General features: G+C 61.5%; 22 protein-coding genes. 10 read left to right on the top strand and 12 right to left on the bottom strand.

From position 1 onward, the window contains the following. Nucleotides 1-4 precede the first annotated feature (4 nt). Both L6D82_RS16440 and zigA read right to left on the bottom strand, forming a co-directional pair. On the bottom strand, nucleotides 5-655 hold the full coding sequence (locus L6D82_RS16440; RefSeq protein ID WP_236190486.1) for a DUF1826 domain-containing protein: 651 nt from the start codon (nucleotides 653-655) through the stop codon (nucleotides 5-7). After that, a complete protein-coding gene (gene zigA, locus L6D82_RS16445; protein WP_102687939.1) occupies nucleotides 655-1,860 on the bottom strand; it encodes a zinc metallochaperone GTPase ZigA in 1,206 nt (401 codons plus the stop codon). The genes L6D82_RS16440 and zigA overlap by 1 nt, the downstream gene beginning before the upstream one ends. A 224-nt stretch (nucleotides 1,861-2,084) precedes the next feature. Between zigA and L6D82_RS16450 the strand changes: the two genes are divergently transcribed. Beyond that, the gene (locus tag L6D82_RS16450; RefSeq protein ID WP_085747970.1) at nucleotides 2,085-2,459 is read left to right on the top strand and encodes a glutamine synthetase; all 375 of its coding nucleotides are present in this window, start codon (nucleotides 2,085-2,087) and stop codon (nucleotides 2,457-2,459) included. Here L6D82_RS16450 and L6D82_RS16455 read toward each other — a convergent pair. After that, complete coding sequence (locus L6D82_RS16455; RefSeq protein ID WP_236190488.1) at nucleotides 2,456-3,655, bottom strand: N-acetylmuramoyl-L-alanine amidase; 1,200 nt, start codon at nucleotides 3,653-3,655, stop codon at nucleotides 2,456-2,458. The two genes, L6D82_RS16450 and L6D82_RS16455, sit on opposite strands and share 4 nt — an antisense overlap. Before the next feature lie 84 nt (nucleotides 3,656-3,739). Between L6D82_RS16455 and folE2 the strand changes: the two genes are divergently transcribed. The 6 genes from folE2 to L6D82_RS16485 are packed head-to-tail and all read left to right on the top strand — an operon-like array spanning nucleotide 3,740 to nucleotide 8,952. Then, complete coding sequence (gene folE2, locus L6D82_RS16460) at nucleotides 3,740-4,636, top strand: GTP cyclohydrolase FolE2 (RefSeq protein WP_236190490.1); 897 nt, start codon at nucleotides 3,740-3,742, stop codon at nucleotides 4,634-4,636. Next, a complete protein-coding gene (locus L6D82_RS16465) occupies nucleotides 4,633-5,301 on the top strand; it encodes a metal ABC transporter ATP-binding protein (protein ID WP_102687935.1) in 669 nt (222 codons plus the stop codon). The genes folE2 and L6D82_RS16465 overlap by 4 nt, the downstream gene beginning before the upstream one ends. After that, on the top strand, nucleotides 5,301-6,167 hold the full coding sequence (locus L6D82_RS16470) for a metal ABC transporter permease (RefSeq protein WP_039765042.1): 867 nt from the start codon (nucleotides 5,301-5,303) through the stop codon (nucleotides 6,165-6,167). The genes L6D82_RS16465 and L6D82_RS16470 overlap by 1 nt, the downstream gene beginning before the upstream one ends. Nucleotides 6,168-6,178: 11 nt before the next feature. Next, nucleotides 6,179-7,054, top strand: coding sequence for a metal ABC transporter substrate-binding protein (locus L6D82_RS16475; protein ID WP_236190491.1), 876 nt, complete (start codon nucleotides 6,179-6,181; stop codon nucleotides 7,052-7,054). Next, a complete protein-coding gene (locus tag L6D82_RS16480; protein ID WP_011336655.1) occupies nucleotides 7,051-7,611 on the top strand; it encodes a gamma carbonic anhydrase family protein in 561 nt (186 codons plus the stop codon). Before L6D82_RS16475 ends, L6D82_RS16480 begins: the two co-directional genes overlap by 4 nt. A 3-nt stretch (nucleotides 7,612-7,614) precedes the next feature. After that, nucleotides 7,615-8,952 (top strand): dihydroorotase, encoded by a 1,338-nt coding sequence (locus tag L6D82_RS16485; protein ID WP_236190493.1) that lies wholly within the window; start codon nucleotides 7,615-7,617, stop codon nucleotides 8,950-8,952. A gap of 44 nt (nucleotides 8,953-8,996) precedes the next feature. Here the strand turns inward: L6D82_RS16485 and L6D82_RS16490 are convergent, their stop codons facing one another. Continuing rightward, nucleotides 8,997-9,515, bottom strand: a complete 519-nt coding sequence (locus tag L6D82_RS16490; protein WP_007954220.1) for a DUF3617 domain-containing protein — start codon at nucleotides 9,513-9,515, stop codon at nucleotides 8,997-8,999. Nucleotides 9,516-9,661: 146 nt separating this feature from the next. Between L6D82_RS16490 and cls the strand changes: the two genes are divergently transcribed. Further along, a complete protein-coding gene (gene cls, locus L6D82_RS16495; RefSeq protein ID WP_011336657.1) occupies nucleotides 9,662-11,101 on the top strand; it encodes a cardiolipin synthase in 1,440 nt (479 codons plus the stop codon). Nucleotides 11,102-11,103: 2 nt separating this feature from the next. On the opposite strand, the gene cfaB is transcribed toward cls, so the two are convergent. The 5 genes from cfaB to hflK (L6D82_RS16520) form a co-directional block, all read right to left on the bottom strand. Beyond that, nucleotides 11,104-12,291, bottom strand: coding sequence for a C17 cyclopropane fatty acid synthase CfaB (cfaB, locus tag L6D82_RS16500; protein WP_236190495.1), 1,188 nt, complete (start codon nucleotides 12,289-12,291; stop codon nucleotides 11,104-11,106). A 177-nt stretch (nucleotides 12,292-12,468) separates the two neighbouring features. Beyond that, nucleotides 12,469-14,376, bottom strand: coding sequence for a heavy metal translocating P-type ATPase (locus tag L6D82_RS16505; protein ID WP_236190496.1), 1,908 nt, complete (start codon nucleotides 14,374-14,376; stop codon nucleotides 12,469-12,471). Then, nucleotides 14,373-15,431, bottom strand: coding sequence for a protease modulator HflK (gene hflK / locus L6D82_RS16510; protein ID WP_236190498.1), 1,059 nt, complete (start codon nucleotides 15,429-15,431; stop codon nucleotides 14,373-14,375). Before hflK (L6D82_RS16510) ends, L6D82_RS16505 begins: the two co-directional genes overlap by 4 nt. After that, a complete protein-coding gene (hflC, locus tag L6D82_RS16515) occupies nucleotides 15,428-16,474 on the bottom strand; it encodes a protease modulator HflC (protein ID WP_236190501.1) in 1,047 nt (348 codons plus the stop codon). The genes hflK (L6D82_RS16510) and hflC overlap by 4 nt, the downstream gene beginning before the upstream one ends. Beyond that, nucleotides 16,471-18,417: a protease modulator HflK gene (gene hflK / locus L6D82_RS16520; protein WP_236190503.1), complete on the bottom strand. Its 1,947-nt coding sequence runs from the start codon at nucleotides 18,415-18,417 to the stop codon at nucleotides 16,471-16,473. The genes hflC and hflK (L6D82_RS16520) overlap by 4 nt, the downstream gene beginning before the upstream one ends. A 210-nt stretch (nucleotides 18,418-18,627) precedes the next feature. Between hflK (L6D82_RS16520) and lpdA the strand changes: the two genes are divergently transcribed. After that, nucleotides 18,628-20,028, top strand: a complete 1,401-nt coding sequence (lpdA, locus tag L6D82_RS16525; RefSeq protein WP_085747982.1) for a dihydrolipoyl dehydrogenase — start codon at nucleotides 18,628-18,630, stop codon at nucleotides 20,026-20,028. 37 nt (nucleotides 20,029-20,065) lie between these two features. On the opposite strand, the gene L6D82_RS16530 is transcribed toward lpdA, so the two are convergent. Then, nucleotides 20,066-20,539 carry an Lrp/AsnC family transcriptional regulator gene (locus L6D82_RS16530; protein WP_236190512.1) on the bottom strand — a complete coding sequence of 158 codons (474 nt, stop codon included), beginning with the start codon at nucleotides 20,537-20,539 and terminating at the stop codon, nucleotides 20,066-20,068. Between the two features lie 144 nt (nucleotides 20,540-20,683). On the opposite strand from L6D82_RS16530, the gene L6D82_RS16535 reads away from it, so the two are divergent. Next, entirely contained in the window at nucleotides 20,684-21,313 is a 630-nt protein-coding gene (locus L6D82_RS16535) for a LysE family translocator (protein ID WP_236190513.1), read from the top strand. On the opposite strand, the gene L6D82_RS16540 is transcribed toward L6D82_RS16535, so the two are convergent. Both L6D82_RS16540 and L6D82_RS16545 read right to left on the bottom strand, forming a co-directional pair. Continuing rightward, a complete protein-coding gene (locus L6D82_RS16540; protein ID WP_236190514.1) occupies nucleotides 21,310-23,448 on the bottom strand; it encodes a hypothetical protein in 2,139 nt (712 codons plus the stop codon). The genes L6D82_RS16535 and L6D82_RS16540 overlap by 4 nt on opposite strands. Further along, a complete protein-coding gene (locus tag L6D82_RS16545) occupies nucleotides 23,435-24,628 on the bottom strand; it encodes a DUF3142 domain-containing protein (protein ID WP_236190515.1) in 1,194 nt (397 codons plus the stop codon). Before L6D82_RS16545 ends, L6D82_RS16540 begins: the two co-directional genes overlap by 14 nt. Between the last annotated feature and the right edge of the window lie 40 nt (nucleotides 24,629-24,668).

Here is a 24,668-nt window from a genome sequence, read left to right on the forward strand (position 1 = left end):
GGCGCTATCCGAGCCAGTCGAGGGTCAGCATCAGCCGCCGCTCTCCCGGCGCCGGTTGCGGCGAGCGATGGATCAGCCCGAAACCTTCGTTGCCGTGCCATTTCTCGCCCTTTAGCAACGCCACTTCGCCCCGATTCAATTGCTGAATCCGTGAAGTTTCCTGCGGCTCGGCTTGCGGCTGTCCCAGTTGCCGACGGTCCATTTCCCCTTCCCTGAGCCATTCGCTGCCAACGCCTGAATAGGTCGTGATCAACCGCACCGGCACATGATCGACGTGAAAACGCGGACACATGGCCTTGTCCAATACCCGCAGGCGCAAGCCGATCCGCCGCGCGCCCAGCAGGCAGGCGAAGGCACTGACCAGCCATTTCAGATCGGCGATAAATCCTTCGTAGCCTTCCAGATCGCGAAAGCCGCTGGCCAGTCCCGTGAGATCCGGTTCTGCGTCTTCGTCCGGCAATTCCAGGCACAGCGCCTCGGCGTAAGGTTCGTTCAGAGACAACAATAAGTCCGCGAACACGGCAATGTGCAGCGGAAGCTGTCGTTGCCAGACCGCGAGGTTGGTCTCATCGTCAAGAATGTCCGCCAGCGCCTGCGGGGTCTGGCCGAGCGATTGATGACGTGTACTGCCTGGCAGCGGTTTCAGGGCGAGCATCAGGCCACCTCGTCGTGCCAGGAGCCAAAAGGATCGCGCAGTTGTAGCCAGCCTTGAGTACCGAGCGCCATTTCGTCATCGGTCAGCAGGCAATTATCGAGTTCCGACGACAGCTGTGCGAAATCGATGTTCTGCCCGATAAACACCAGCTCCTGGCGACAATCGCCTACGCTGGCGATCCAGTTTTCCATGATCGCGGCGGTACTTTCCTGATCCTGCGGCCACTGTTCCTTTGGCACGAAGCGCCACCAGCGCCCGGCGAAACCGTGGCGCATCAGGCCACCTGCCTGGGACCAGCTACCGGCGTCGGTGGGTTTGCTGGCCAGCCAGAAAAAGCCTTTGGAGCGCAGCAATTTGCCGTTTACCCAAGGACGATCGATGAAGTCGAAGAAACGCTGTGGATGAAAGGGCCGGCGCGCCCGATAAGCCGTCGATGCGATGCCGTACTCCTCGGTTTCTGGCACATGTTCGCCACGCAGTTCCTGTAGCCAGCCCGGGGCCTGGGCGGCCTTTTCGAAGTCGAAGCGACCGGTACTGAGAATCTTCGCCAGCGGTACTTCACCCATGACCATCGGGATGATCTCAGCCTGAGCATTGAGGCGTCTGAGAATGGCCATCAACTCCTCCCGCTCGCGGCTGCTGATCAAGTCGATCTTGCTGATCAACAGGACGTCGGCGAACTCGATCTGTTCGATCAGCAGATCGGTGATCGAGCGCTCATCTTCTTCACCGAGGAATTCACCACGAGAGGCGAGATTTTCAGCGGCCTGGTAGTCCGGCAGGAAATTCATACCGTCGACTACAGTGACCATGGTATCGAGCCGAGCGATGTCGGCGAGGCTTTGCCCCTCCTCATCACGAAAGGTGAATGTCTCGGCCACGGGTAACGGCTCGGAGATTCCCGTGGATTCGATCAACAAGTAATCGAAACGGCCTTCACGAGCCAGCTGGCTGACCTCTTCAAGCAGGTCTTCGCGTAACGTACAGCAGATACAGCCATTGCTCATCTCGACGAGCTTCTCTTCTGCACGATTCAGGCTGACATCACGCTGGACTTCGCCGCCATCGATGTTGATCTCGCTCATATCGTTAACGATAACGGCCACGCGCAGATCGTCTCTGTTACGTAGTACGTAATTCAAAAGTGTACTTTTTCCGGCGCCGAGAAAGCCGGACAAAACGGTCACGGGAAGTCGGGAAGACATTGGATAAACCTCATCAGACGGTCGCTAAACAGCGCTGGAGGCTCTCGGGGACCTGCGTTCTTGGGCTTCGATGAGATCACCAGGGAAGCGGACGCTTGAAATGGAAGCCACGGAAAGCCTTGTCCGATTAATGTTATAGTATAACAACAAAATCAATCCACTCTCTTCTTGCCCAAAGTGACAAAGGGCCCGAAGCTGTAATCAGATCGCCGCCGAGTTACGTCATGAAAACCGCGTTGAAATACTCGTTTATCTGCCTGGCATTGCTGACGCTGACTGCCGAAGCACAAGTGCCGGGGCTCGCCAATTGCACGCGCAGCGCGAACCTTCTGGCGTGCATCGATGGCAACGGCAACGCCTATAGCGTCAACACGGTCGGCAGCACGATTTACCTGCGCGGATTCGAGAAAGCGGGCAACCGCTACTGGGCACAAACCAACAGCCGCTACGGGCAACTGACCTTTTTCACCGGCATCGCTTCCGATGGGGAAGCCTGGGTTGGCTACAACCGCCGCGTGGGCTGGACGACGATCAATCGGTTCTCCAGCTCAGGCGGCAGCAGTGCGAAGTTCACCTGCAGCCGGATCACTGGCTGCTAAACCGGCGATCCTTTCTGCTCTTGTTGCCAGGCCATGTAGCTGTCGACAGGCGGATTCTTCTGGAAGTAGCGCTGCAAGCCCTCAAACAAACCGTCTGCCACGGCTTGCTGATGACGCGCCGTCACCAGGCGCTGACTGTCCCGTGCGTTGGAAATGAAACCGGTTTCCACCAGGATTGACGGCACATCCGGCGATTTCAGAACGGCAAATCCAGCCTGTTCCACGCGCTTTTGGTGTAGCGTGGTGATGCCGGCCAAGCTGCCCAGCATTGTGCTTCCGAGTTGCAAACTGGCGGCGATGGTTGCGTTCATCGACATATCGAGGATCACGCCAGCGAGCATCGGATCCTTGTCCTTGAGATTGAGCAGGCTGGTGGCGCCAAGCAGATCCACACCGTTCTCACGCTGCGCCATGAACCGCGCGGTCGCGGATGTTGCGCCGCCTTCGGACAGGCAATACACCGACGCGCCAGAGGCGGTCAGACGCGGTGCAGCATCGGCGTGCACCGAGATGAACATATCGGCCTTGTGCTGACGCGCAATCTCCACACGCTTGCGCAACGGGACGAAGAAATCGTCGTTACGAACCAGCTTCACATCAAATCCTTTCTCTCGTTTAAGCCGACGTGCGAGTAGTTGTGCAATAGACAAAACCACATCTTTTTCCCGCTCGCCTTTGGCGCCGATTGCACCCGGATCTTTTCCGCCATGACCAGGGTCGACCACCACCATGATGTCGCGCTTGGGGTGGGATTTTTCCTGGGGTGTTTCACGTGGAACGCTCGGAGGCAGCCCCGATGATGCGCTCATCAAGTCCAAAACCAGGCGATGTCCTTGCCCATCTTGAGGCGCCAACAAAAATGAGTTGAGCTGAACCGGGCTGCTTAGATCCAGCACGATCCGGGTGTTCCCTTGGCCAAAATGGCCGGAGCGGATCGAATGAATGGGGGTGCCGGATAACGCCAACTGGCTGAAATCCCCACTCAGGCTGGCGCCGCTCAAATCGATGATCAACCGCTCCGGCGCACTCAAGGTGAAGGTCTTGTAGCTCACAGGACCACTCAGATCGAACACCAGCCGAAGCTTGTCATCCGAACGCCAAAGCCGCGCATTGCGTATCTGCGTGGCGGACACCGAAAAAGGCAAAACAAAGGCCGCGCTGGCCAGCATCAGGTTGAGCAAGTGGCGTCTGTGCATATGAAAGCCTGTTCATGAAAAAGGCATCGTGGTTTGAATTGTTATAATGTAACATTAAATTCAATCACCATGATGGAACTGCTCATGAACGCGCTGACTTTGCCGGATGTTGCGGCTCAAGCCGCCCGCCAGGCCCTGCCTCTCGAATGGGTGGGGATGTGCGGCATCGCCTTACCTGTATTTATCGAAGGCCAACGTCTGGCTGCCAGAGCGGATGCAGGCGTCAGCCTGGATGATGGAGACGCACGCGGCATTCACATGTCACGGCTCTATCTTGGGCTGGAAGCGCTGGAGCAGCAGAACCTTTCTCCTGCTGTTTTACGCCAGGTCCTAAAGCGTTTCCTCGACAGCCACGAAGATCTGTCCGAAACCGCTTATCTGAATATCCAAACTGATTTGTTGCTGAGAAGGTCGGCATTGGTCAGTCCTTTGGCGGGGTGGAAAACCTATCCCGTCACCGTTTCAGCCCAGCTAAAAAACAAAGTGTTCCACGTGGAACTGAAAATCGACGTCGCGTATTCATCAACTTGCCCCTGCTCCGCAGCATTGGCGAGACAGTTGATCCAGCAACAATTTGTCGACGACTTTGCCAACAAACCACTGCAACACGCCGATGTGTTGGCGTGGCTGGGCTCGACCCAAGGCATCGTGGCCACACCTCACAGCCAGCGCAGTACCGCCCAGCTACATTTGCACCTGGATGAATTCGTCGACGAACTACCGCTGACATCCATCATCAACGACGCCGAAGCAGCCCTCGGCACCGCCGTGCAAACCGCTGTGAAACGCGCCGACGAACAAGCCTTCGCCCTCGCCAATGGCCAGAACCTGATGTTCTGCGAAGACGCTGCACGACGCCTGAACCTGGCACTGCGCCGCTCACCCGGTGTCAGCGAATTCCACGTACGAGTCATCCACGCCGAAAGCCTTCATGCTCACGACGCCGTCGCCGAGAGTCATTGGCGCCGGGAGCAGCCATGATTCGCTGCCACAACCTGAGCTGGGGAATACCCGGCCAACCGCTCACTGCACCGCTCAACCTGAGGTTGGAAAGCGGCAGCCTGACGGCAATCATCGGCGTCAACGGCAGCGGCAAAAGCAGCCTGCTTAAAGTCATCGCCGGTCTACAGCGACCGCTGGCCGGCAAGGTCGAGTTGGGTGTTCCACGCCAAAGCGGTTTGTCCTTCCTGCCTCAGCAACAGCATCTGGATCGACAGTTCCCGATCAGTCTTCAAGAGTTGGTGGCCGCCGGTTTCTGGGGACGTCGACTGTCCTCGCAACTGAGAGCCCAACGTCTCGAATCCGCACTGGAAGACTGGCACCTGAGCGGACTGGAACATCGCCCCCTGATGGCCCTCTCCGGCGGGGAACTGCAACGCGCCCTGCTCGCCCGATTGAGTCTGGCCGACACACCGTTGCTGCTGCTCGACGAACCCCATGCCGCGCTCGACGAAATGGGACAGACACTGTTGTGGCAACACCTGCACGCCTGGCACGAACAAGGAAGAACCCTGGTCGTGGTTTGCCATGACCTTGCCGCCGTGCGCCAACACATTCCACAGACCTTGCTGATCAAACCGAGCGGCTGCGCATTCGGCAGCAGCGTCGACCTTATCCAGCAAACACCTCACACGCAGGTGGCCTGATGCTCACGCTGAGCCATTTATGGCAACCGTTCCACGAGTTCGTTTTCATGCGCCGGGCCCTGCTCGGCGGTCTGGTCCTGGCGTGCAGCACGGCACCACTGGGCGTGTTTCTGATCCTGCGCCGAATGAGCCTGATTGGTGACGCCGTTGCCCACGGCATCCTCCCCGGCGCCGCGTTGGGGTTCTGGTTCGCCGGGTTGAGTCTGCCGGCGCTGACCCTCGGTGGACTCGGTGCCGGTCTGAGCATGGCCGGACTCGCCGCGTGGATCACCCGACGCACCGGCCTGCGCGAAGACGCCAGCCTCGCAGCCATCTATCCCATCTCGCTGGCCAGCGGCGTGCTGATTCTGGGAATCGCGGGCAAGCGACTCGATTTGCTCCACCTGCTATTCGGCTCCGCACTGGCGGTTGACGGCCCGACCCTCAACGGCATGTTGTGGGTATCGGCGCTCAGCCTGATGGCCATGGCGCTGATCTATAAACCGTTGCTGCTCGACACCCTCGATCCGTTCTTCCTGCGCACAGTCAGCCGACTCGGCCCCGTCGCCCATGGCGTGTTCCTGACGCTGGTGGTGCTCAATCTGGTGATCGGTTTCCAGGCCATCGGCGCCTTGATGGTGGTCGGACTGATGATGCTGCCCGCCGCCGCTTCACGCTTCTGGAGCCGACGCCTGCCGATCCTGATTGCCATCGCCGCGCTCATCGGTTGCGCATCGGTATGGCTCGGCCTGTTGCTGTCGTTCTACTACTCGCTGCCCAGCGGCCCGGCCATCGTGTTGGTCGCCGGTGGCGGTTACCTGTTATCCGTGGTGTTCGGACCGGTTCATGGTCTGTTGCGCCGCCCGCCTTTGCTCACATCCCAATGAGGTGTTTTCCGATGCGCGCTCTACTCGTGTTGTTCAGCCTGATGCTGTCGATGTCGTTATCGGCGGCGGAAAAACTGCCGGTGGTCACCAGTTTCAGCATCCTTGCCGACATGGTGCATCAGGTCGGCGGCGAGCATATCCAGATCACCAACATGGTCGGCCCTGACGCCGATGCCCACACTTACGAACCGACGCCGGATGACGCCAAGGCCCTGCTCAAGGCGAAACTGATCGTAAAGAACGGGCTGGGTTTCGAGCCCTGGCTGGATCGGCTGGTCGCCAGCACCGATACCAGGGCCACCGTGATCAGCGCCAGTCGCGGCGTGATTCCGCGCTCGCTGGATGAGGACGGCGAAACCGTCCCCGACCCACACGCCTGGCACAACCTGGCGAACGCCGAGCTGTACGTCGCCAATATCACCAAGGCGCTGATCGCCGCCGATCCTGCAAACAAAGCCGACTACGAGCGCAACAGCCAGGCCTACCTGAAACAGATCTACGCCCTCCTCGCCCAAGCGAAAGCCAAGCTCGGTTCACTGCCGCCGGGCAACCGCAAGATCGTCACCAGTCACGATGCCTTCGGTTATCTCGGTCAGGCCTACGGCATCCACTTCATGGCGCCACAAGGTCTGTCCACCGAGCGCGAACCTTCCGCTGCCGAAGTCGCCGCGCTGATCACCCAGATTCGCCAGGCCAAGGTCAAAGCGGTGTTCATGGAAAACATCAAGGACGCGCGCCTGCTGAAACAGATTGCCGACGAAAGCGGCGCACACATCGGCGGCACGCTGTACTCCGACGCCCTCGCCGCCAGTGGCCCGGCCAGCACCTTCACCGGGCTGTTCGAATACAACCTCAACACTCTTTACCAAGCCCTGAGCCAACCATGATCCGTAAAAATCCTTCCGGTGATTTGCCGCAGATTGCCGAGTCTGCCTACGTCGATAAAACCGCGATCATCTGCGGCAAAGTGGTGATCGGCGAAAACGTGTTCGTCGGCCCGTACGCGGTGATCCGCGCTGATGAAGTGGACGCCACGGGCGAGATGGAACCGATCACCATCGGCGCCAATTCGAACATCCAGGACGGCGTGGTGATCCACTCCAAATCCGGCGCGGCGGTGACCATCGGCGAATTCAGCTCCATCGCCCACCGCTCGATCGTGCATGGCCCGTGCACGGTCGGCGACCGGGTGTTCATCGGTTTCAACAGCGTGCTGTTCAATTGCGTCGTGGGCAACGGTTGTGTGGTGCGGCACAACTCGGTGGTCGACGGCCGAGATCTGCCGGACGCGTTCTACGTGCCCTCCACGACACGCATCGGCCCGGGCACCGACCTCTCGCAATTCCCGCCGGTGAGCGTCAGCGCTTCGGAGTTTTCCGAAGACGTGGCGCGTACCAACGTCGACCTGGTGCGCGGCTACAAAGCCCTGCAGAACGAGTTCTGAACCATGAGCAGTGTGCTGATTCGCAATGCGCGGCTGGTGAACGAGGGGCGTGAGTTCGACGCCGATCTGTTGGTCAGCAACGGACGCATCGTCAAGATCGCCGGCAGCATCGAAGGTGAAAACGCGACCCGTGAAATCGACGCCACCGGCCAATGGCTGCTGCCGGGAATGATTGACGACCAGGTGCATTTCCGTGAGCCGGGTGCGCCGGCCAAGGGCAGTATCCACACCGAATCCCGTGCAGCCGTGGCCGGGGGCATCACCAGTTTCATGGACATGCCGAACACCAACCCTGCCACCCTGACCCTTGACGCGCTGGCCGACAAAAAGCGCCGGGCAGCGATCAATTCGGTGGCCAACTACGGTTTTCACTTTGGTGTCAGTCACGACAATCTGGACATTGTCGCGGCGCTCAATTCGAGCGAAGTGGCCGGTGTAAAAGTGTTCATGGGCGCGTCCACCGGCAACATGCTGGTGGACGACCCTCACACCCTCGAGCGCCTGTTCGCTGAAGTGCCGACGATTCTGCTGGCCCACTGTGAACACACGCCGAGCATCGAAACGAATGCCGCAAACCTTCGCGAACGCTTCGGCAACCAACTGCCACCCGACGCCCATGCGCAGATCCGCAATGCCGACACCTGCTTTCGCTCATCGTCGCTGGCGGTGGATCTGGCCAGACGTCACGGCACTCGTCTGCACGTCCTGCACCTGACCACGGCGCGCGAGCTGGCCCTGTTCGAAGATAAACCGCTGACGCAAAAACGCATCACCGCCGAAGTCTGCCTGCACCATTTACTGTTCGATGACCGTGACTATCCGAACCTCGGCAACCTGATCAAATGCAACCCGGCGATCAAGTCCCAGAGCGATCGTGACGCCCTGCGCCAGGCGCTGCTGAGCAATCGACTGGACGTTATCGGCAGCGATCACGCGCCGCACACCTGGGCGGAAAAACAGCAAGCGTATGAACAGGCACCGTCCGGGCTGCCACTGGTGCAGCACGCACTGCCGGCGTTACTGGAACTGGTGGCGGATGGCGTGCTGCCGATCACCACGCTGGTGGCGAAGACCAGTCACCGGGTGGCGGATCTGTTTGCCATTCCGGATCGCGGTTACTTGCGTGAGGGGTATTGGGCGGATCTGGTGTTGATTCAACCGGAGCCCAAGGGTGTCGCGGTGTCACGTCAGCCGGTTCTGTCGCAATGCGGCTGGACGCCCTTCGCTCAGCGCAGCTTTCGGCATCGGGTCAGCACGACGATGGTGTCTGGGCAGATCGCGTGGCATGACCATCGGATCCATGACAACTGCCAGGGATTGCCGCTGCGGTTCATGCGCTGAAAAAACCGCCTCCACTCGATGTGGAGGCGGTTTCGATGGTGACGTTACGCTCGCGGTTTGACCGTGCCGCAATCCTGACCCAGCCAGACTGCCCGGGTTTCCAGACTGCCCTTCTGGTTGATCCCGATGGCATTGAAGGTGCCATTGGCGACGGTGGTGAACTCACGGTCACTGAGGAACGTCGCGACGCCAGTGCCCTGGGCTTTCGGGCAACTGAAGCGGAATTTCCACTGGTTGCCGACACGCTCGGTGATCTGCTGTTTGCAGCCCGACTGCGGGTCCGCCAGCGGAATATCGTTGGTCGCCACCTGCTGCGGCGTCAGGCAGGCGCGGATGCCCTTGCCACCGATGTTGATCCCCTGCTTCTCCAGTTCCGCCCGCTGTTGCGGGGTGATCTGGCCTTGAATCTGACCGAGGATCGATTGCACATCCATCACCTGATCGTCGACCTTCACATTGCTCGACGTCATTTCCCATAACCCCGGCTGCAGCATTTGCGCCTGAGCAACCACCGGCAAGGCCAAACCCAGGCCCAGCGCCAAACCCAGCAGACGAACGTTCATTGAAAAACTCCTGATCAGTAGTGGCCGTTAGACGCCGGCCGCCTGTTTCGGTTCATGGCGGGCGCTGGCGGCTTGAAAACAAATAGCGACAATCGCCATGGAACATGGTCTGTTAAGCATTGAATCTTCAGGAGCAAGGTTGCCCCATGGATTATTTCGGACCGCACATTTTCGGTTATCTGATCGCCCTGATACACACCCTCGGCTCGATCGCCGCGATCCATGCCGTATTGACCGTACGCACCGCCCAAGGCTCGATCGCCTGGGCGCTGTCGTTGATCTTCATTCCCTATCTCACCCTCATCCCGTATCTGGTGTTCGGCCGCAGCACCTTCGATGGCTACATCAAGGCCCGCCGCCAGGCCAACGAACAGATGCGCCAGGCGATTTCCGAACTCAACTGGCGCCCGTGGGTGGAAGAAGCCCTGACCGCCCGCGCCTCGAATGCCTATGACTCGTTGCGCGCGATGCCAAAGCTGGGACGCATGCCGTGCCTGGCGAACAATGAAGTGCGATTGCTGATCAACGGCGCGGCCACCTTCGAGGCGATTTTCCACGCAATCGACCAGGCACGGGAAGCGGTGCTGATCCAGTTTTTCATCATTCACGACGATCGTCTCGGTCAACGCCTGCGTGACCTGCTGCTGAAGAAAGCGGCCGAAGGCGTGGTGATTCATTTGCTCTACGACCGCATCGGCAGCCACGCCCTGCCCCACAGCTACGTGCAGGCGCTGCGCGACGGCGGCGTCGAGGTCAAGGCGTTCGCCACCCGCAGCGGCTGGCTCAATCGGTTCCAGGTGAATTTCCGCAACCACCGCAAGATCGTGGTGGTCGACGGGCTGATCGGGTTTGTCGGCGGGCACAACGTCGGCGACGAGTACATGGGTGAAAAACCACCGCTGGCGCCGTGGCGCGACACTCACGTCCAGGTGCGCGGCCCGGTGGTGGCGTGCATGCAGGAGTCATTTGCCGAAGACTGGTTCTGGGCCGCGCGTTCGTTGCCGCCGCTGATCCTGCCGGACGCGTACCCGGAGGACGGCGTGCTTTGCCAATTGCTCGCCAGCGGCCCGGCGGATGCCTACGAAACCTGCTCGCTGTTCTTCGTCGAAGCCATCCACGCGGCCACCGAGCGCGTGTGGATCACCAGCCCCTACTTCATTCCCGACGAAGCCGTGTTCGCAGCATTACGCCTCGCGGTGCTGCGCGGGGTCGATGTGCGCCTGCTGCTGCCTTCGCGTCCCGACCACCGCATCGTCTACGCCGCCTCCAGCCTTTATGCGTTCGAAGCGGTACGCGCCGGCGTGCGGGTATTCCGCTACGAACCAGGGTTCCTGCATCAGAAGGTGGTGTTGATCGACAGCGAAATCAGCGCCATCGGCAGCGCCAATCTGGACAACCGTTCGTTCCGGCTGAATTTCGAAGTGATGCTGCTGACCGTCGACAGCGAGTTCGCCGCCAGTGTGGAACAGATGCTCAACGATGACTTCGCCCAAGCCTATGAAGTCGCCAAAGAAGAAAGCCGGGAGATCCACCGCCTGCAACAGGTCGGCATGCGGATCGCCCGGCTGATTTCACCGATTCTCTAGATTCAAGGGTGGTAGATGTCGTCCCTCGTCCACGGCAGTTCATGGCTGCCGTCGGCATGGGCCTTCACGGCGAGGATCTGGTGCAGGTTGATCCAGCCGCGAGCGAATGCATAAGCGCAGCCTGCCAGGTACAGACGCCAGATACGCAGCGCCTGGTCCGGCACCAGTTTCGCGGCGGCTTCAAGGTTGTCCTCCAGCCGTTCGCTCCAGTGGTCCAGCGTGCGCGCGTAGTGCAGGCGCAGACTCTCGACGTCGACGATCTCCAGACCCGCTTCGCTGATCTCGGCCGAGATCATCGCCAGGTGCGGCAGTTCGCCGTTGGGGAACACATATTTCTCGATGAAATCCCCAGCGCCCCGCCCTACAGGGCGGCCATCGGTGTGCTTGGCGGTGATGCCGTGGTTCATCACCAGACCGCCCTCTTTCACCGCGCCGAACAGGGTTTTGCAGTATTCGGCGAGGTTGGCGTGACCGACGTGTTCGAACATGCCGACGCTGACCACTTTGTCGAAACGCCCGTCCTGGGGCAGATCTCGGTAGTCGAGCAGTTGCAGTTCGATCTGATCTTCCAGCCCCTCGGCTTTGACTCGCTCGCGGGCCAGGGCCAGTTGTTCTTTGCTCAGGGTGATACCGAAGACCTTGGCGCCAAATTCGCGGGCGGCATAACGCGCCAATCCGCCCCAGCCGCAACCGACGTCCAGCAGATACTCGCCGGGCTGCAAACGCAGCTTGCGGCACAGGTGCCGGAACTTGGCTTGCTGGGCTTGCTCCAGGGATTCACTGCCGGTTTCGAAATACGCGCAGGAATACGCCATGTCGCTGTCCAGCCACAGCTGGTAGAACGCGTTCGACAGGTCATAGTGATAGGAGATGGCTTTGGCGTCGGTTTCCTTGTCGTGGAGCGTGCGCACCGGCTGACTGTCATCGTCTTCATCGAGTAGCGCGGAGCTCAGCTCATCGCACACCCGGATGACTTCGCTGATCGAGCCCTCCAGTTCGAGCTTGCCCTCGACGAACGCCGCCCCCAGCGCGTCGAGACTTGGATGGGTCAACTGGGACACCATCAATGGGTCCTTGACCACAATGGTGACGCTGGGCGCCGGGCCCAGATTGAATTCATGGCCGTCCCAGAGTCGCAGGCGAAGCGGAAGCTGCAGATTCTGTAAGGCCGGTGGAAGTTGCGCGAGCATGGAATATCCCCCTGGTTTCAGACGTCTGATCTGAGGGTAGACCATCCTTGAAAATTAGCAGGCTATCGATTTGATAGTCGCCGACTATCAGCCACATCGGCTGTCACCGCGCTGTCATCCCTGTTTCATTGCGCCTTTTCAAATGACTGCGAGAGCGGCGCACAGTTCGAAAAATGATCAATCCGACGCTTTCAGCTTCAGCAGTGGCTCTTGAAAACGGAGCAGGCGACCGGCATTGCCGAGTACCAGCAACGTGCTCAGGTTGTGCAGCAACGCAGCGATCATCGCCCCCGCTGCACCGAGCCAGCCGAAGGCCGCGAATACCACGATGGCCAGCGTCCAGCCCAGGCCGATGATCACGTTCACTTGCAAGGTGCGTCGGCACTGACGACTCAGGCGCACGCAGGTGCCGAGCCGACGCAGGTCACTGCCGATCAGCACGATGTCGGCGGAGGCCAGCGCGATATCTGCACCGCCCGCTCCCATCGCGACGCCCACGACGCCCGCTTTAAGCGCCAGCGAATCGTTGATCCCGTCGCCGACCACCATCGGCCGGAAGCCGTTGTCGATTTCCTTGAGCACTCGGTTCAGTTTGTCTTCGGGCAACGCCTGGGCTTCGACTTCGTGCAGGCCGACATCCTTGGCCAGAGTTTGTGCGACGCTTTGCCGGTCACCGGTCAACAGCAGTTGCCGCCCCAGCCCGAGGTCACGCAGTTCACTCAGGGCAAATCGCGCTTCCGGTTTGACAGTGTCGGCCAGTAACAGCCAGGCGAGGAATTCGCCGTTCAACGCCAGCCCGGCAATCGGGCCGTCGTGTTCGGGGATCGCCGTGGTCGGGATGCCCAACTGCGCAAACAGCTCCGGGCGCCCGAGCGCGGCCTCGCCTTGCGTGGTCTTGGCCACAACGCCCAACCCCTGCCGCTCATGGATATCGGTCAGCACCAACACCTCTTCCGCGCTGACCAGTCCGGCCAGCGCGCGGCTGACCGGATGGCTGCTCGCCGCCCCCAGGCTTGCAGCCAGCGCCATCACCGAACCGTGGTCCGCTCGCGGGCTGTTGATCGACTGCAAGCGCAGCGTGCCGTAAGTCAGGGTGCCGGTCTTGTCGACGACCAGCGAGGTGAGATCGGCCAGCTCCTCAAGGAACGCCGAACTGCGGATCAGAATCCCGTGCCGCGCCGCCACCGCCACCCCGGCAATCGCCGTGGCCGGTGCCGACAACACCAGCGCGCATGGGCATGCCGCCACCAGCACCGCGAGCATCGCCTGTGCATCGTTGGTGATAAACCAGGTCACCGCCGCGAGCAACAAAACCAACACCATGTAACTGCCGGCATAGCGTTCGAGCAACCGGGTGATCGGTGGCTTGGAGCGTTCGGCGTTCTGCATCAGCGCGATGACCTTGCCGAGGGTGGATTCATCCCCGGTGCGAGTTACTTCAATTCGCAGTAGCCCGTCGAGGTTGATCGCACCGCCGAATACCGCCATGCCGACGCCCGCCTCCATCGGAACCGACTCACCGGTGATCGACGCCGTATCGAGGCTGGCCTGGCCGGACAAAACCCGACCGTCCGCCGGCACCCGATCACCGGCGCGCACTTCGACTTTGTCGCCGGCCTTGAGCGTGCCGTTGTCGACTTCGATGATCGAACCGTCCGCCTGCACTTTGCGTGCATGGCTGCGCGTGAGTTGGCCGAGGGCATGAATCGCTTCCTGGGAACCGATCACACTGCGCTCTTCCAGCACATGGCCAAAGATCATGATGATCGGCAACAACGCCGCGGTGAGCAGATCGCCCGTGGCCCAGGCCCCGATCATCGCCAGGGCGATCAACTGATCGGTGATGCCGTGCAGGCTCGGATAACGCAGGCTGAACCACGCCGAACGCATCACCGGCACCGCGACTAATAAAGAAGCGAATCCGAGCAACAGCTGACTGACGCCCGTCTGTTCCGGCATCAACCAGCGCCAGATCAGCCCCAGACCGAGCAAGCCGAGGGCGAGCATCGCCAGGGTCAACTGGCGGGCGGCGCGGCGTTGTTCGGCGGAGGACAACAGCCTCGGAGATGAGGTGGTGGCAGTCATTTGCTGGCTCCCTGAATGATCAGGCGTGAATCGTCTTTCGGATCGACCGTGGTCACCGAACCGGCCTGACCGAGAATCTTCGGCATCCGCTCACGGTACAGACGCAGCAGCATTTGCGGGTCCGTGCCCTGCTGTTGCGCCTTGGCCAGGCTCAACACCGTCGCCGTGTCGGCGGAGGCTTTGGCCAGGCGCTCACCCGCCTGGGCATGAGCGACTTGCAGCGTGCGGTCAGCCTGTTCATTGGCGGACTGGGTAAGTTTCTCGGCCTCGGTGCGGGCATTGGCGACCGCTTTGTCGGCCTGCTGGCTGGCGGTAAGGACAGCGTTAAACGCACTGACCGCCGGCTCCGGCAGACTCGATTGCACATCGACCCGAGCCACTTCGATGCCGATGCCCTGACCGCTCGCCTTCAACTCGGCGAGACGTCGGTTGATGCCTTGCACCAGATCGCCGCGCAGCCGTTCACGACGTTCGGCGGCCTGATTATCAGCGCCGATCAACTCCGGCCGCGCCACCAGAATCGTGTCCAGATCCCGCGCCGCCGTCAGCGCCACCGCGCTTCGCGTCACTAATCGATCCAGCGCCGGCAACACATGCTCGCCCTGCAGTACGAAGTCATACGGGTCGGTGACCTTGTAGAACACCCGCACATCCAGTTGCACCACTCCGGCATCACCCGTGAGCAGATAACCGGAGCCGGCCAGCGCATCACTCAGCGGCGTGGCGAAGGTTGCGACGCGATCCGCCTGCAAGGCCTGATCGCTGCGCAGCAAATTTTCCACCCGTCGCTCAATGACCCGATCCGCCGCCGGCAATAAAACAACCTGCTCGAACGGCTGCGGCCAGGCCAATAACAACCCGGCATTCTGAATGCGATCCAGCGCTCCGAAATGCAAAACCACCGCGCGATTTTGCGGGTCGATCTGCCGGACATTGGAAAACGCCCAGGCAAATGCCGCGAGCACGGTTACCGCATACAGCGCGAAAAACGCCAGACGTCCCGCTTGAATCCATGGACTGTTCAGCGAATGTGTTCCACGTGGAACTTCATTCATGGCTGCGATCCGCTTTTGCTGTCGAGATTCGGCGGACCGTCGACCAACACCCGGAACGGCGCGGCGTCGGTGCGCAGGATCAGTTTGGTGTCTGGCGAAACAATGGTGCCGAGGGTGTCCAGCGAGCGCAGTAAGTTGTACAGCTGCGGTGAACCGGCGTAAGCGCGTCCGTAAATCTGCGCCGCCTCCACCCGCGATTGAGCTTCGATATCGGCGGCTTTCACCGTGGCATCGGCTTGCACGATTCGCGCATCGCGTTCGGCGGCGGAGCGGATCTGCGCCGCTTCACGTTTGCCGATAGCGGTGCGTTCGGTGGCGATGGTTTCACGCTCGGCGCGCATCCGGTCGACCGTTGCGGTCAGGGTCACCGATGGCAATGTCAGACGCTCGATGCCCACCTGCACCACGCGCACGCCGTAAGTCGCGAGCAGTTGCTGATCGATTTGCTGACGCAACTGCGCTTCAAAATCGGCAATGCGAACCTGACTGGCATCGGTGTTCACCAGATTGGCCAGATCGAAACTGCTGGCGGTTGTTTCCAGTGCCGAGCCGACAAACGTGCGAATCTGCCGGGCCGCTTCGTCCGGCTGGTTCTGCACAGCGCGCATGAAGCGCTGCACGTTGTCGGGATCGCCCTGCACCTGCCAGGCCACGTAAGCCTGAACGATAATGCGCAAACCATCACGAGTGCCGACGTCCTGCAAACCGCTGGAGGTCGTGCGCAAACGTAGATCCACCGGAATCGCCGCTTCAAACGGTGCCGGCCAGCGCCAGCTCAGACCCGGCTCCAGCAACACGCGGGACGGGTTGCCAAACCGCGTGATGACCGTGGCTTCACCGGAGCGCACTTGCACCAGGCTCGCCGCCGCGATGGCGAACGCCACCAGAAACGCTGCCCAGCCCATGCGTTTCCACGGAAAAGGCCCCGCCTCCTCCGGCGCACCGTGGTGATGGTGATGATGCCCGTGATGGTGATGATCGCCGCCGTGAGCATGATCGTGGCCGCTGTGGTCATGGTGATCGTGAGTGTGCGACTGGCTCAATGGGTGGCTCCTGGCTGAGCGGTGGTGCGCGCCGGATCTGCCGGCAGCGTGAACGTACGCAGGTCGATGGTCGGTGCGTTACTGCTGCCGCCCAGACGATGGTCGAGTACCAGCAGTTTGGCTTTGCTCAAACCCTGGCTGAGTTGGCTGAGGTATTGCTCCAGCACGAAGGCCTGGCCGGCGCTGGCGTAGGCTTTTTGTTCGGCGCTGAATTTCAGATCCGCCGCCCGGGCCGTGGCGTTGATTTCGTGGGCGTTGGCACTGGCCTGGTCCCGCGCGAGGCTAGCCTGCAACTGCGCCTGATTACTCGCTTCGGCAGCGGCACCGCGCTCGCGGGAGATCAACGCCTGAGCACCGATCTGCGCCGCTTGCACGCTGTGATAGGCATTGGCCGCCCCGGCTGGCGGGTGTATCGCTTCGACCACTGTGGCGAGGATTTCCACGCCGCTGTCGAGTTTCTGCAGATCGCTTTGCACGGCGCGGCCGATTTCTTCGGCGAGCCCGGTCCTGTCCTCGCCAAGCAAACCGTCGAGTGTGCGCGAGGCAAAGTCATGCACCAGAATCCGGCTGGCGGTGCTGCGGATCAGCGTCGGCACATCGGCGCTGTTGTAAGTAGCGGCCAACGCCGCTTGATCGCTCAGGCCGATGCGATAGACGAAGCGCACGTCCATGTTGACGATCTGAAAGCTCTGCTGATCGCCCCGGCTGCTGGCGATAACCTGGGATTTGTCATTGACGTGGCTGGCATCCCACAAACGGTTGGCAGTAAATGGCGCCGGGCCTTCTGCCGGATCCAACTGCACGGCTGCCGGGTTCTCGCCGACACTGGTTGCCAGTTCATGCACCACACCGTTTTCAACGTTCAGCACACGCCCCAACGGCCAGGGCAAACCAGCGTGCAAACCCGGACCGAACACCTGCACCGGTTTGCCGAAGCGCTCGTAGATGCCACGGCTTTGCATCGGTATTTCGTGAAGGCCGGTGAGCAACCAGCCCACCGCTGCCACCAACACCAACACCGGCAAGAAGGCGCGGCGCATGTAACTGAAGGCCCAGATCTGACGCAGATCGATGCCGAAGCGGTTATGCAATTCATGCTGCAACGCGAGCAGAGGTTGTGGCGGCCAGCGCAGCAGATCGGCGACGAAACTGCGCGCCAGCAGCACCGGTTCGAGCTGTTCGCGGCGCGGGCTGAACAGCGACAGCAAGGCACGCAGCAGCAATTCCACAGCGACCAAACCCGGCAGAATGCCAATCAGCACTGCCAGACGCACCGGCCAGATTGCACTGTCACTGGCGAACAACAGGCACAACGCGCCCAGCACAAGACTAATGATTGCCACCCGCGTCAGTTGCGCCAGCGCTTCGGCCTCGGGCCATTGCGCCGGGTTTTCCTGCGCCAGTTGCCGCTCCAGTACCAGCAGAGCGAACGCCAGCAGCAACGCGATGGCCGCGCCGACCGTGGCGGACAACCCCACTCCCGCCGCCGGCAGCGTCAGGCTCCACATTTGCTCGATGCTTAACAGCACCAGCAACGACCACCCGCCCAGCCACAATGTGGCCGCGCCGATCTGCCCTAGCAGGTGCAGACTGCGTTGACTCATGCGATCCAGCAGTCGCTCGTACCAGCCATCCGGCGCAGGTTCTTCAGCAGCCGTCACCGGCACGACGGGATTGATCACCCGCGCCCGCCATTGTGTCACCCACCTCGCCGATTGCAGCCCGGCCACCAGCACCAGCAATGCCGCGCTCTGATTGACCAGCAACGCGGGCCACAGCGATTGCGGCGCAAACAGCCCGACAAAAAATGCCAGCACCCACCCTGCACCGGCCAACGCAGCCAGACCGATCGCCAGGCGACGCAAGCGCCGGCCTTGCGCTGCCGCTTGCTGAAAGCGCGGCAACCCGGTGACCGGCGTGCCTTCATCCAGATCGACTTGCATATCCCCCCAAAACCCTTGGCTCACTGCACATATCGTTACGATATAACGAAAGTCGTGAAATATTTGTACTCATTTGCATCATTCAAAGATGCGCAACCTGTCGCTTGCCTGAAGCCTTGACCGAAATGTCGGGAAACGCTCATATTACGTTCGTAATTTTTAGCACGAACTACTTTTACTGATCCGCATCCTTCAGCCAGGAGCAAGAGCATGAGCAACTATGACGTGGTGATTCTGGGCGGTGGCCCCGGCGGTTATAACGCAGCCATCCGCGCCGGCCAGCTGGGTCTCAAGGCCGCGTGTGTCGAGGGCCGCGCCACGCTGGGTGGCACCTGCCTGAACGTCGGCTGCATGCCGTCCAAGGCGCTTTTGCATGCGTCCGAGCTCTACGAAGCGGCGCTGGGCGCGGAGTTCGCCAACCTCGGCATCGAGGTCAAACCCACGCTCAACCTTGCGCAAATGATGAAGCAGAAAGATGAAAGCGTGAGCGGCCTGACCAAAGGCATCGAATTCCTGTTCCGCAAAAACAAAGTCGACTGGATCAAGGGCTGGGGCCACATCGACGGCCCCGGAAAGGTCAGCGTGACCGGCGATCAGGGCAGCCGAATCGAGCTCACCGCCAAGGACATCGTCATCGCCACCGGCTCCGAGCCCACTCCCCTGCCCGGCGTGGAAATCGACAATAAGCGCATCCTCGACTCGACCGGTGCGCTGTCCTTGAGCGAAGTGCCCAAGCATCTTGTTGTGATCGGCGCAGGCGTAATTGGTCTCGAACTCGGTTCGGTCTGGCGCCGGCTCGGCGCGCAGGTAACGGTAGTGGAATACCTCGACCGCATCTGCCCCGGTGTCGACGGCGAAGCCGGCAAGACTCTGCAACGCTCGCTGAGCAAACAGGGCATCAGCTTCAAGCTGAGCTCGAAAGTGACCAGCGCCACCTCCTCGGCCACTGGCGTACAACTCAGCGTCGAACCTGCCGCTGGCGGCAGCGCGGAAATCCTTGAAGCCGATTACGTGCTGGTGGCCATCGGTCGTCGTCCGTACACCCAGGGCCTGGGCCTGGAAAACGTCGGCCTGAGCACCGACAAACGCGGCATGCTCGCCAACAAACAGCATCGCACCGAGGCGCCCGGCGTGTGGGTGATCGGCGACGTGACGTCCGGGCCGATGCTCGCGCACAAAGCAGAAGACGAAGCCATGGCCTGCATCGAACAGATCGTCGGCAAGGCCGGCGAGGTCAATTACGACCTGATTCCCAACGTGATCTACACCCGGCCAGAGCTGGCCAGCGTCGGCAAGACCGAAGAGCAGCTGAAAGCCGAAGGCCGGGCGTACAAGGTCGGCAAATTCCCGTTCACCGCCAACAGCCGGGCAAAGATCAATCACGAGACCGAAGGCTTCGCCAAAGTCATCGCCGATGAGCGCACCGACGAAGTCCTCGGCGTGCACCTGGTCGGCCCGAGCGTCAGCGAAATGATCGGCGAATTCTGCGTGGCCATGGAATTCAGCGCCTCGGCCGAGGACATCGCGCTGACCTGTCACCCGCATCCAACCCGCTCCGAAGCGCTTCGTCAGGCAGCAATGAATGTCGAGGGGATGGCGACGCAGATGTAAGCACTGTGCGAATACTTCCCGCGCAATGCGGGAAGTATCAGGACGGCAGATGCCCCAGCGGCAACGCGCCGGGCGTTTTTACCGTGTGGATCGCAAAATTGCTGCGGATGTCGCTCACCCCCGGCAGCTTCAACAGGCACCCGGTGAGAAAGCGGTCATAGGCGCGTAGATCCGGCACCACCACTTGCAGCAGAAAGTCCGACTCCCCGGACACCAGAAACGCTGAAATCACCTCCGGCAACGCCGTCACCGCCCGGTGGAACGCCTCGGCTTGTTCGTCGTTATGCCGCTCGACCTTGACCCCGACAAACACCGTCAGACCCAACCCCACTTCTTCCCGATCCAGATTGGCCTGATAACCGCGAATCACCCCGGCCTCTTCGAGCATCCGCACCCGGCGCAGACACGGCGATGCCGACAGACCGATCTCGTCGGCCAACTGCACATTGCTCAAGCGCCCGTCCCTTTGCAGCGCGGCGAGAATCTTGCGGTCGAAGGCGTCCAGTTTCATGGTTGGCAGATCCTGATGGTTTGAGCGGTGAAAGAGCGCAGGTTATGCCAATTCAGAGGCCTTTAGAAGCTGACTACGCAACCACCTGCCCTGCCCTTCGGCCCTAGACTGAGGCGACCGAATCGACAACGAAAGGGGTGCGACATGGCGAGTCTCTGGCTGTTTTTCCTGGCGCTGGCAGTGGTCTTTCTGTTGCCCGGCCCGGACATGATCCTGCTGCTGCAGACCGGCGCTCGCCAGGGGCGCGGTGCAGCGCTGGCCACGGCGGTGGGTCTGGCCATCGCCCGAGGCTGTCATGTAGCGCTCGCGGCGTTGGGGCTGGCGGCGCTGTTCAAGGCGGCGCCGTGGACGTTCGATGCCGTGCGGATCGCCGGGGCGGCGTACTTGCTGTGGATCGGCATTCAGTGCCTGCGCACCACGCTGCTGCCGGATCTGAACGCCGGCACCATCACGGACAGTCATGCGCAGTGCTACGCCGCCATCCGTCGCGGCCTGTTGACCAACCTGCTCAACCCGAAAGCGTTGCTGTTCTGCTCGGTGTTGCTGCCGCAGTTCATCGTGGCAAATGGCGCACCGGTGCTGACGCAGTTTGCGCTGCTCGGCGCGATGCTGGTGGGCGCCGGCCTGCTGTTCGACAGCGCCTACGCCCTGACCGGCGCCGCGCTGGGCCGCTGGCTGAAACACAGCCAGACGGCCCAACGTGTGCAACAGTGGCTGTTCGGCAGCCTGTTGATCGGCTTTGCCGTGCGCCTGACCTTCGTCCAGCAGGCTTAGGTTTTGCGGGCCTTGCGTTGGCGGCGGGTAATGATCACCAGCGCAATCACGGTTAACCCGACAATGGTTCCGATCTGCACCGCACGCTTGTAGGGTCGCAACACTCCGCGTACAGCATCGACAACCTGGGTGACGTAGCGTTTGTCTGCGTTGGCGAAATCCGGATAAGGGCATTGCTGACCGAAATAGCCGCCCCAGCCCATGTACGGACCTTCTTTCACATATCGCTGATACAGCGCGCTTTGCTCTTGCAGGCTGCTATTGAAACCGGCTGCCGAGCACAACACAGCGGCAAACGCCTGACTGGTGTGCGGCAGATTATCCGCCGCACGGCTGGCCAGCGCCGTGGCAACAAACCGATAGTGATAGCGCTCATCCGGCTGCGCTTCACTGGCCTTCTGACGTTGGACTTCGGCCTCGCTCACCAGCGGTCCGACTTTCAGCTCGGCGTTTTCCAGACTGAAGTTGCCACCAAAGGTCGCGTAATCCGGGGCCATTTCGTAGCCCAGGATGTCCATGCCCCACTCACGGGCTGTCCACGCAGCATTGAACAGTGCGCTGGCACGTTTGGTTGGCCACCATGCCGAATCGGCTTTGAGGCGTTGCTCACCATAGAGCCGCGCCTTGTTCTGCAGATCCGCGCTGTCGAAATAGCCAACCGCTTCTTCGTAGTGCCCCTCACGCAACAAACGTCGCCCCAGCAGATTACGCAGACTGGCGGCCACCGGCAGCGGCACGTAATTGTCGCGATCCTGCTGGCTCAACGCAGGCGGCGCCGGGACGTTGGTATCGACATAGTTTTTCAACTCCTCGACCGTCAGCACGCGCTCGGCCACGGTCGCGGCGTCGAACCAGTAAATGTTCTGGCTGCGATACAACTGATCGAAGGCCTGCAGGTACTCGCCACGTTGCAGCGCCAGAATGGCGCTTTCACCCTCGACCCGGCATTTGGGCTGCACGCTTTCGAGATTCCAGTCGGCAGTGCGCCGCTCGCCCCAGGATTCGTCTTGCGGGAACGCTTGCGCGGCTTTCGCATAAGCCGCAGCCGCCGCGTTCCTGTCGCCATCGCGCACCGCCAGTTTCGCTCGCAGCCACCACGCCAGACCGCTGTCGCCAGCGTGTTCGAGGAACGCCTTGGCGCTGGCGTAATCGCCCTGTTGATAATTCATCGCCGCCAGACGATCAGCGTTATCGAGGCTGCCGCGGGTGCTCGCTTGCAGCGCCTTGACCAGCTTCTTCTCGTTCGGCGGTTCATCGCCGAACGACCAGCCGATCCGGCTGATCAGCGAGGCGGTCACCAGTTGCTGCACGGCTTTGCCACGCAGCAACTTCTCCAGTCGATCCTCGGGCTCTTCTGCCAGATCGTTCATCAACAGCTTCAGCGAGGTGTAGCCGACGTTCGAGCCATGCAGGTTTTGCGTAGCATAGAGTTCGATGGCTTTGTCCCAGCTGCCGGCCGTGCGCAGTGCTCGCGCCTCTTCGCCAAGGCTGGCCACGCCCAGTTCCAGCGGATCGCTGAAGCCGTCGATGCTCAGTTGCCGCGTCTGGCGGAACGCGTCGATAGCGTTTTCCCAGGCTTCAAGCGCATCGCCCGCTTCGCTGCTCATGGCAAAGAACGCCCGGCCCAGCGAATAAGCGGCCCAGGTGCTGCGCAACGCGCGCTGATCGGCCGGCAACGCCAGCAACTGGTGGAAATACTCGACAGCCAATTGATGGTCACCGGCACCGAACGCCACGGCGCCCGCCACATACAGGCGCAGTTCCGCTGGCAGGCTCGCGCCCTGCACCTCGACCTGACGCGCGTCGGTCAGGCTGCGCAGCTGTTTGACCAGCGCTTGCTGTTCAGGCGTCAGGCCGATCTGTTCGGCCTTGTCGCGCACCTCGGCGGGTTCTGGAGCCTCGGCGTAGATGTCATCCGGATTGTGGGTGGCGGCGGTGACGTTTTTCAGCCCGGCAATGGTTTTGCCGAGGCGACTGATCTCGAACCTGAAGTTGCCCTCCGGCAGCTCCGCCAGCGATTGCCCGCGATCGTCGAGCAGACGCATCGGGAAATCCGGTCCGCAGGCCAGCGCCGAGCCCAGCGGCAGGCTGAGGCTCAGGCAAAGCAGATGGCGCGGCCAGTTACGGGTCAACATGCGAACCTCCTTGATCAATATTTGCGCAGCGTGCCCAACCGATCGCACGCTGCCCGTTCGCCGGCAATCGGCCGTCGCGCAGGCGGGTGAAGGTAAGCAGATCCGCCGTCTGTTGCAACGCATAACCGGCGAGCGCATCGGCACCTTCGCAGCCCCGGGCCTTGAGGGTGATGCGGGCGGGCCAGGCGCTGTCGAGGTTACCGACGTTACGCAGGGCGATGTCTTGCAGGCCGTTCTGTTCGGTGAACGTCAGTCCGAGCTGGCTGCTCAATGCATCGCCTCGGGCGACCGCACGCAACGTGCTCAGGCTCCAGGCTCTGCGGTCGTTGGCCAACGGCAGCCGAAACCAGATCAGACCGGCCAGGTGCGCCGGGCGATCCTCGCGTAACTCATTGGCCAGCCGGCCCAGTTGTTGCGGATCGGCAAGCAACTCACGTCGCTGGCCACCCCGCTCGAGCGGCACTTCGCTTTCCACCACCGGGGCGCCGTCGGCAGCCGCCAACAACGCCACGCCATAGGCCGGCAATGCCAGATAAAACGGTTTGTCGGTCACCCGCCCCCAGGCCTTGGCCCAGCGCTGGGCCAGCTCGGGATCGAACAGACCGCGACGCGGATCGCTGACGGCATGCACCTGCAACACGCTGCTGTCGACGGTCGCCAGCAGCGCCGGCAATTGCGGGCTGTCGAGCCAGGCGGGCAACGCGGTGATGCTCAGGGGCAGATTGGCCGGCAATGCGCCGCGCAACTGAGTGAGAAATTCAGTGTAAGCAGGCAGTCGGGCATTGCCGGCGTCATGATCGATCTCGACGCCGCTCAGGTTCAGCCCCTGGCCTTGCCAGTCAGCGAGCACTTGAAGGATTTGCGCCGTGACCGCTTGCGTATCGAGCGCCTTGAGCTGGCCGTCGAGGCGAATCACCGCAATCAACGGCCGCGCATCGTGTTTCAGCAGCGCGAAATCGACGCGTGCGAGACTCCAGCCGTCATTCGGGAAAGCCTGCAACGCCAATACCCGCAACGTCGAAAAGTCGTTGCGACTGTCGTTCAAGGCACGTTCATGGGCTGGCGTCCATTGCCGTTGCCAGACGTAAAGCTGCTGATCGAGCGGCACCGCGTCCTGTCGTTCACAAGCACACAGCAACAACACAGCCACCAGGGCCAACCACCCGATGATAAAGCGCATACCTTGCAGATCCCTGAGACATCAAGCTGCAAGGTTACAC

The organism is Pseudomonas paraglycinae (genome assembly GCF_021601625.1).
Classification (GTDB): Bacteria; Pseudomonadota; Gammaproteobacteria; order Pseudomonadales; family Pseudomonadaceae; genus Aquipseudomonas; species Aquipseudomonas paraglycinae.

Excerpts from the sequence above, each read along its gene's own strand:
- lpdA (WP_085747982.1), top strand. The coding sequence starts at position 18,628 with ATGAGCAACTATGACGTGGTGATTCTGGGCGGTGGCCCCGGCGGTTAT.
- L6D82_RS16475 (WP_236190491.1), top strand. The coding sequence starts at position 6,179 with ATGCGCGCTCTACTCGTGTTGTTCAGCCTGATGCTGTCGATGTCGTTA.
- hflK (WP_236190498.1), bottom strand. The coding sequence starts at position 15,431 with ATGAATGAAGTTCCACGTGGAACACATTCGCTGAACAGTCCATGGATT.
- L6D82_RS16545 (WP_236190515.1), bottom strand. The coding sequence starts at position 24,628 with ATGCGCTTTATCATCGGGTGGTTGGCCCTGGTGGCTGTGTTGTTGCTG.
- L6D82_RS16470 (WP_039765042.1), top strand. The coding sequence starts at position 5,301 with ATGCTCACGCTGAGCCATTTATGGCAACCGTTCCACGAGTTCGTTTTC.
- cls (WP_011336657.1), top strand. The coding sequence starts at position 9,662 with ATGGATTATTTCGGACCGCACATTTTCGGTTATCTGATCGCCCTGATA.
- zigA (WP_102687939.1), bottom strand. The coding sequence starts at position 1,860 with ATGTCTTCCCGACTTCCCGTGACCGTTTTGTCCGGCTTTCTCGGCGCC.
- L6D82_RS16485 (WP_236190493.1), top strand. The coding sequence starts at position 7,615 with ATGAGCAGTGTGCTGATTCGCAATGCGCGGCTGGTGAACGAGGGGCGT.
- L6D82_RS16480 (WP_011336655.1), top strand. The coding sequence starts at position 7,051 with ATGATCCGTAAAAATCCTTCCGGTGATTTGCCGCAGATTGCCGAGTCT.
- L6D82_RS16490 (WP_007954220.1), bottom strand. The coding sequence starts at position 9,515 with ATGAACGTTCGTCTGCTGGGTTTGGCGCTGGGCCTGGGTTTGGCCTTG.
- L6D82_RS16450 (WP_085747970.1), top strand. The coding sequence starts at position 2,085 with ATGAAAACCGCGTTGAAATACTCGTTTATCTGCCTGGCATTGCTGACG.
- hflK (WP_236190503.1), bottom strand. The coding sequence starts at position 18,417 with ATGCAAGTCGATCTGGATGAAGGCACGCCGGTCACCGGGTTGCCGCGC.
- folE2 (WP_236190490.1), top strand. The coding sequence starts at position 3,740 with ATGAACGCGCTGACTTTGCCGGATGTTGCGGCTCAAGCCGCCCGCCAG.
- L6D82_RS16530 (WP_236190512.1), bottom strand. The coding sequence starts at position 20,539 with ATGAAACTGGACGCCTTCGACCGCAAGATTCTCGCCGCGCTGCAAAGG.
- L6D82_RS16540 (WP_236190514.1), bottom strand. The coding sequence starts at position 23,448 with ATGTTGACCCGTAACTGGCCGCGCCATCTGCTTTGCCTGAGCCTCAGC.
- L6D82_RS16465 (WP_102687935.1), top strand. The coding sequence starts at position 4,633 with ATGATTCGCTGCCACAACCTGAGCTGGGGAATACCCGGCCAACCGCTC.
- L6D82_RS16505 (WP_236190496.1), bottom strand. The coding sequence starts at position 14,376 with ATGACTGCCACCACCTCATCTCCGAGGCTGTTGTCCTCCGCCGAACAA.
- L6D82_RS16440 (WP_236190486.1), bottom strand. The coding sequence starts at position 655 with ATGCTCGCCCTGAAACCGCTGCCAGGCAGTACACGTCATCAATCGCTC.
- L6D82_RS16455 (WP_236190488.1), bottom strand. The coding sequence starts at position 3,655 with ATGCACAGACGCCACTTGCTCAACCTGATGCTGGCCAGCGCGGCCTTT.
- cfaB (WP_236190495.1), bottom strand. The coding sequence starts at position 12,291 with ATGCTCGCGCAACTTCCACCGGCCTTACAGAATCTGCAGCTTCCGCTT.
- L6D82_RS16535 (WP_236190513.1), top strand. The coding sequence starts at position 20,684 with ATGGCGAGTCTCTGGCTGTTTTTCCTGGCGCTGGCAGTGGTCTTTCTG.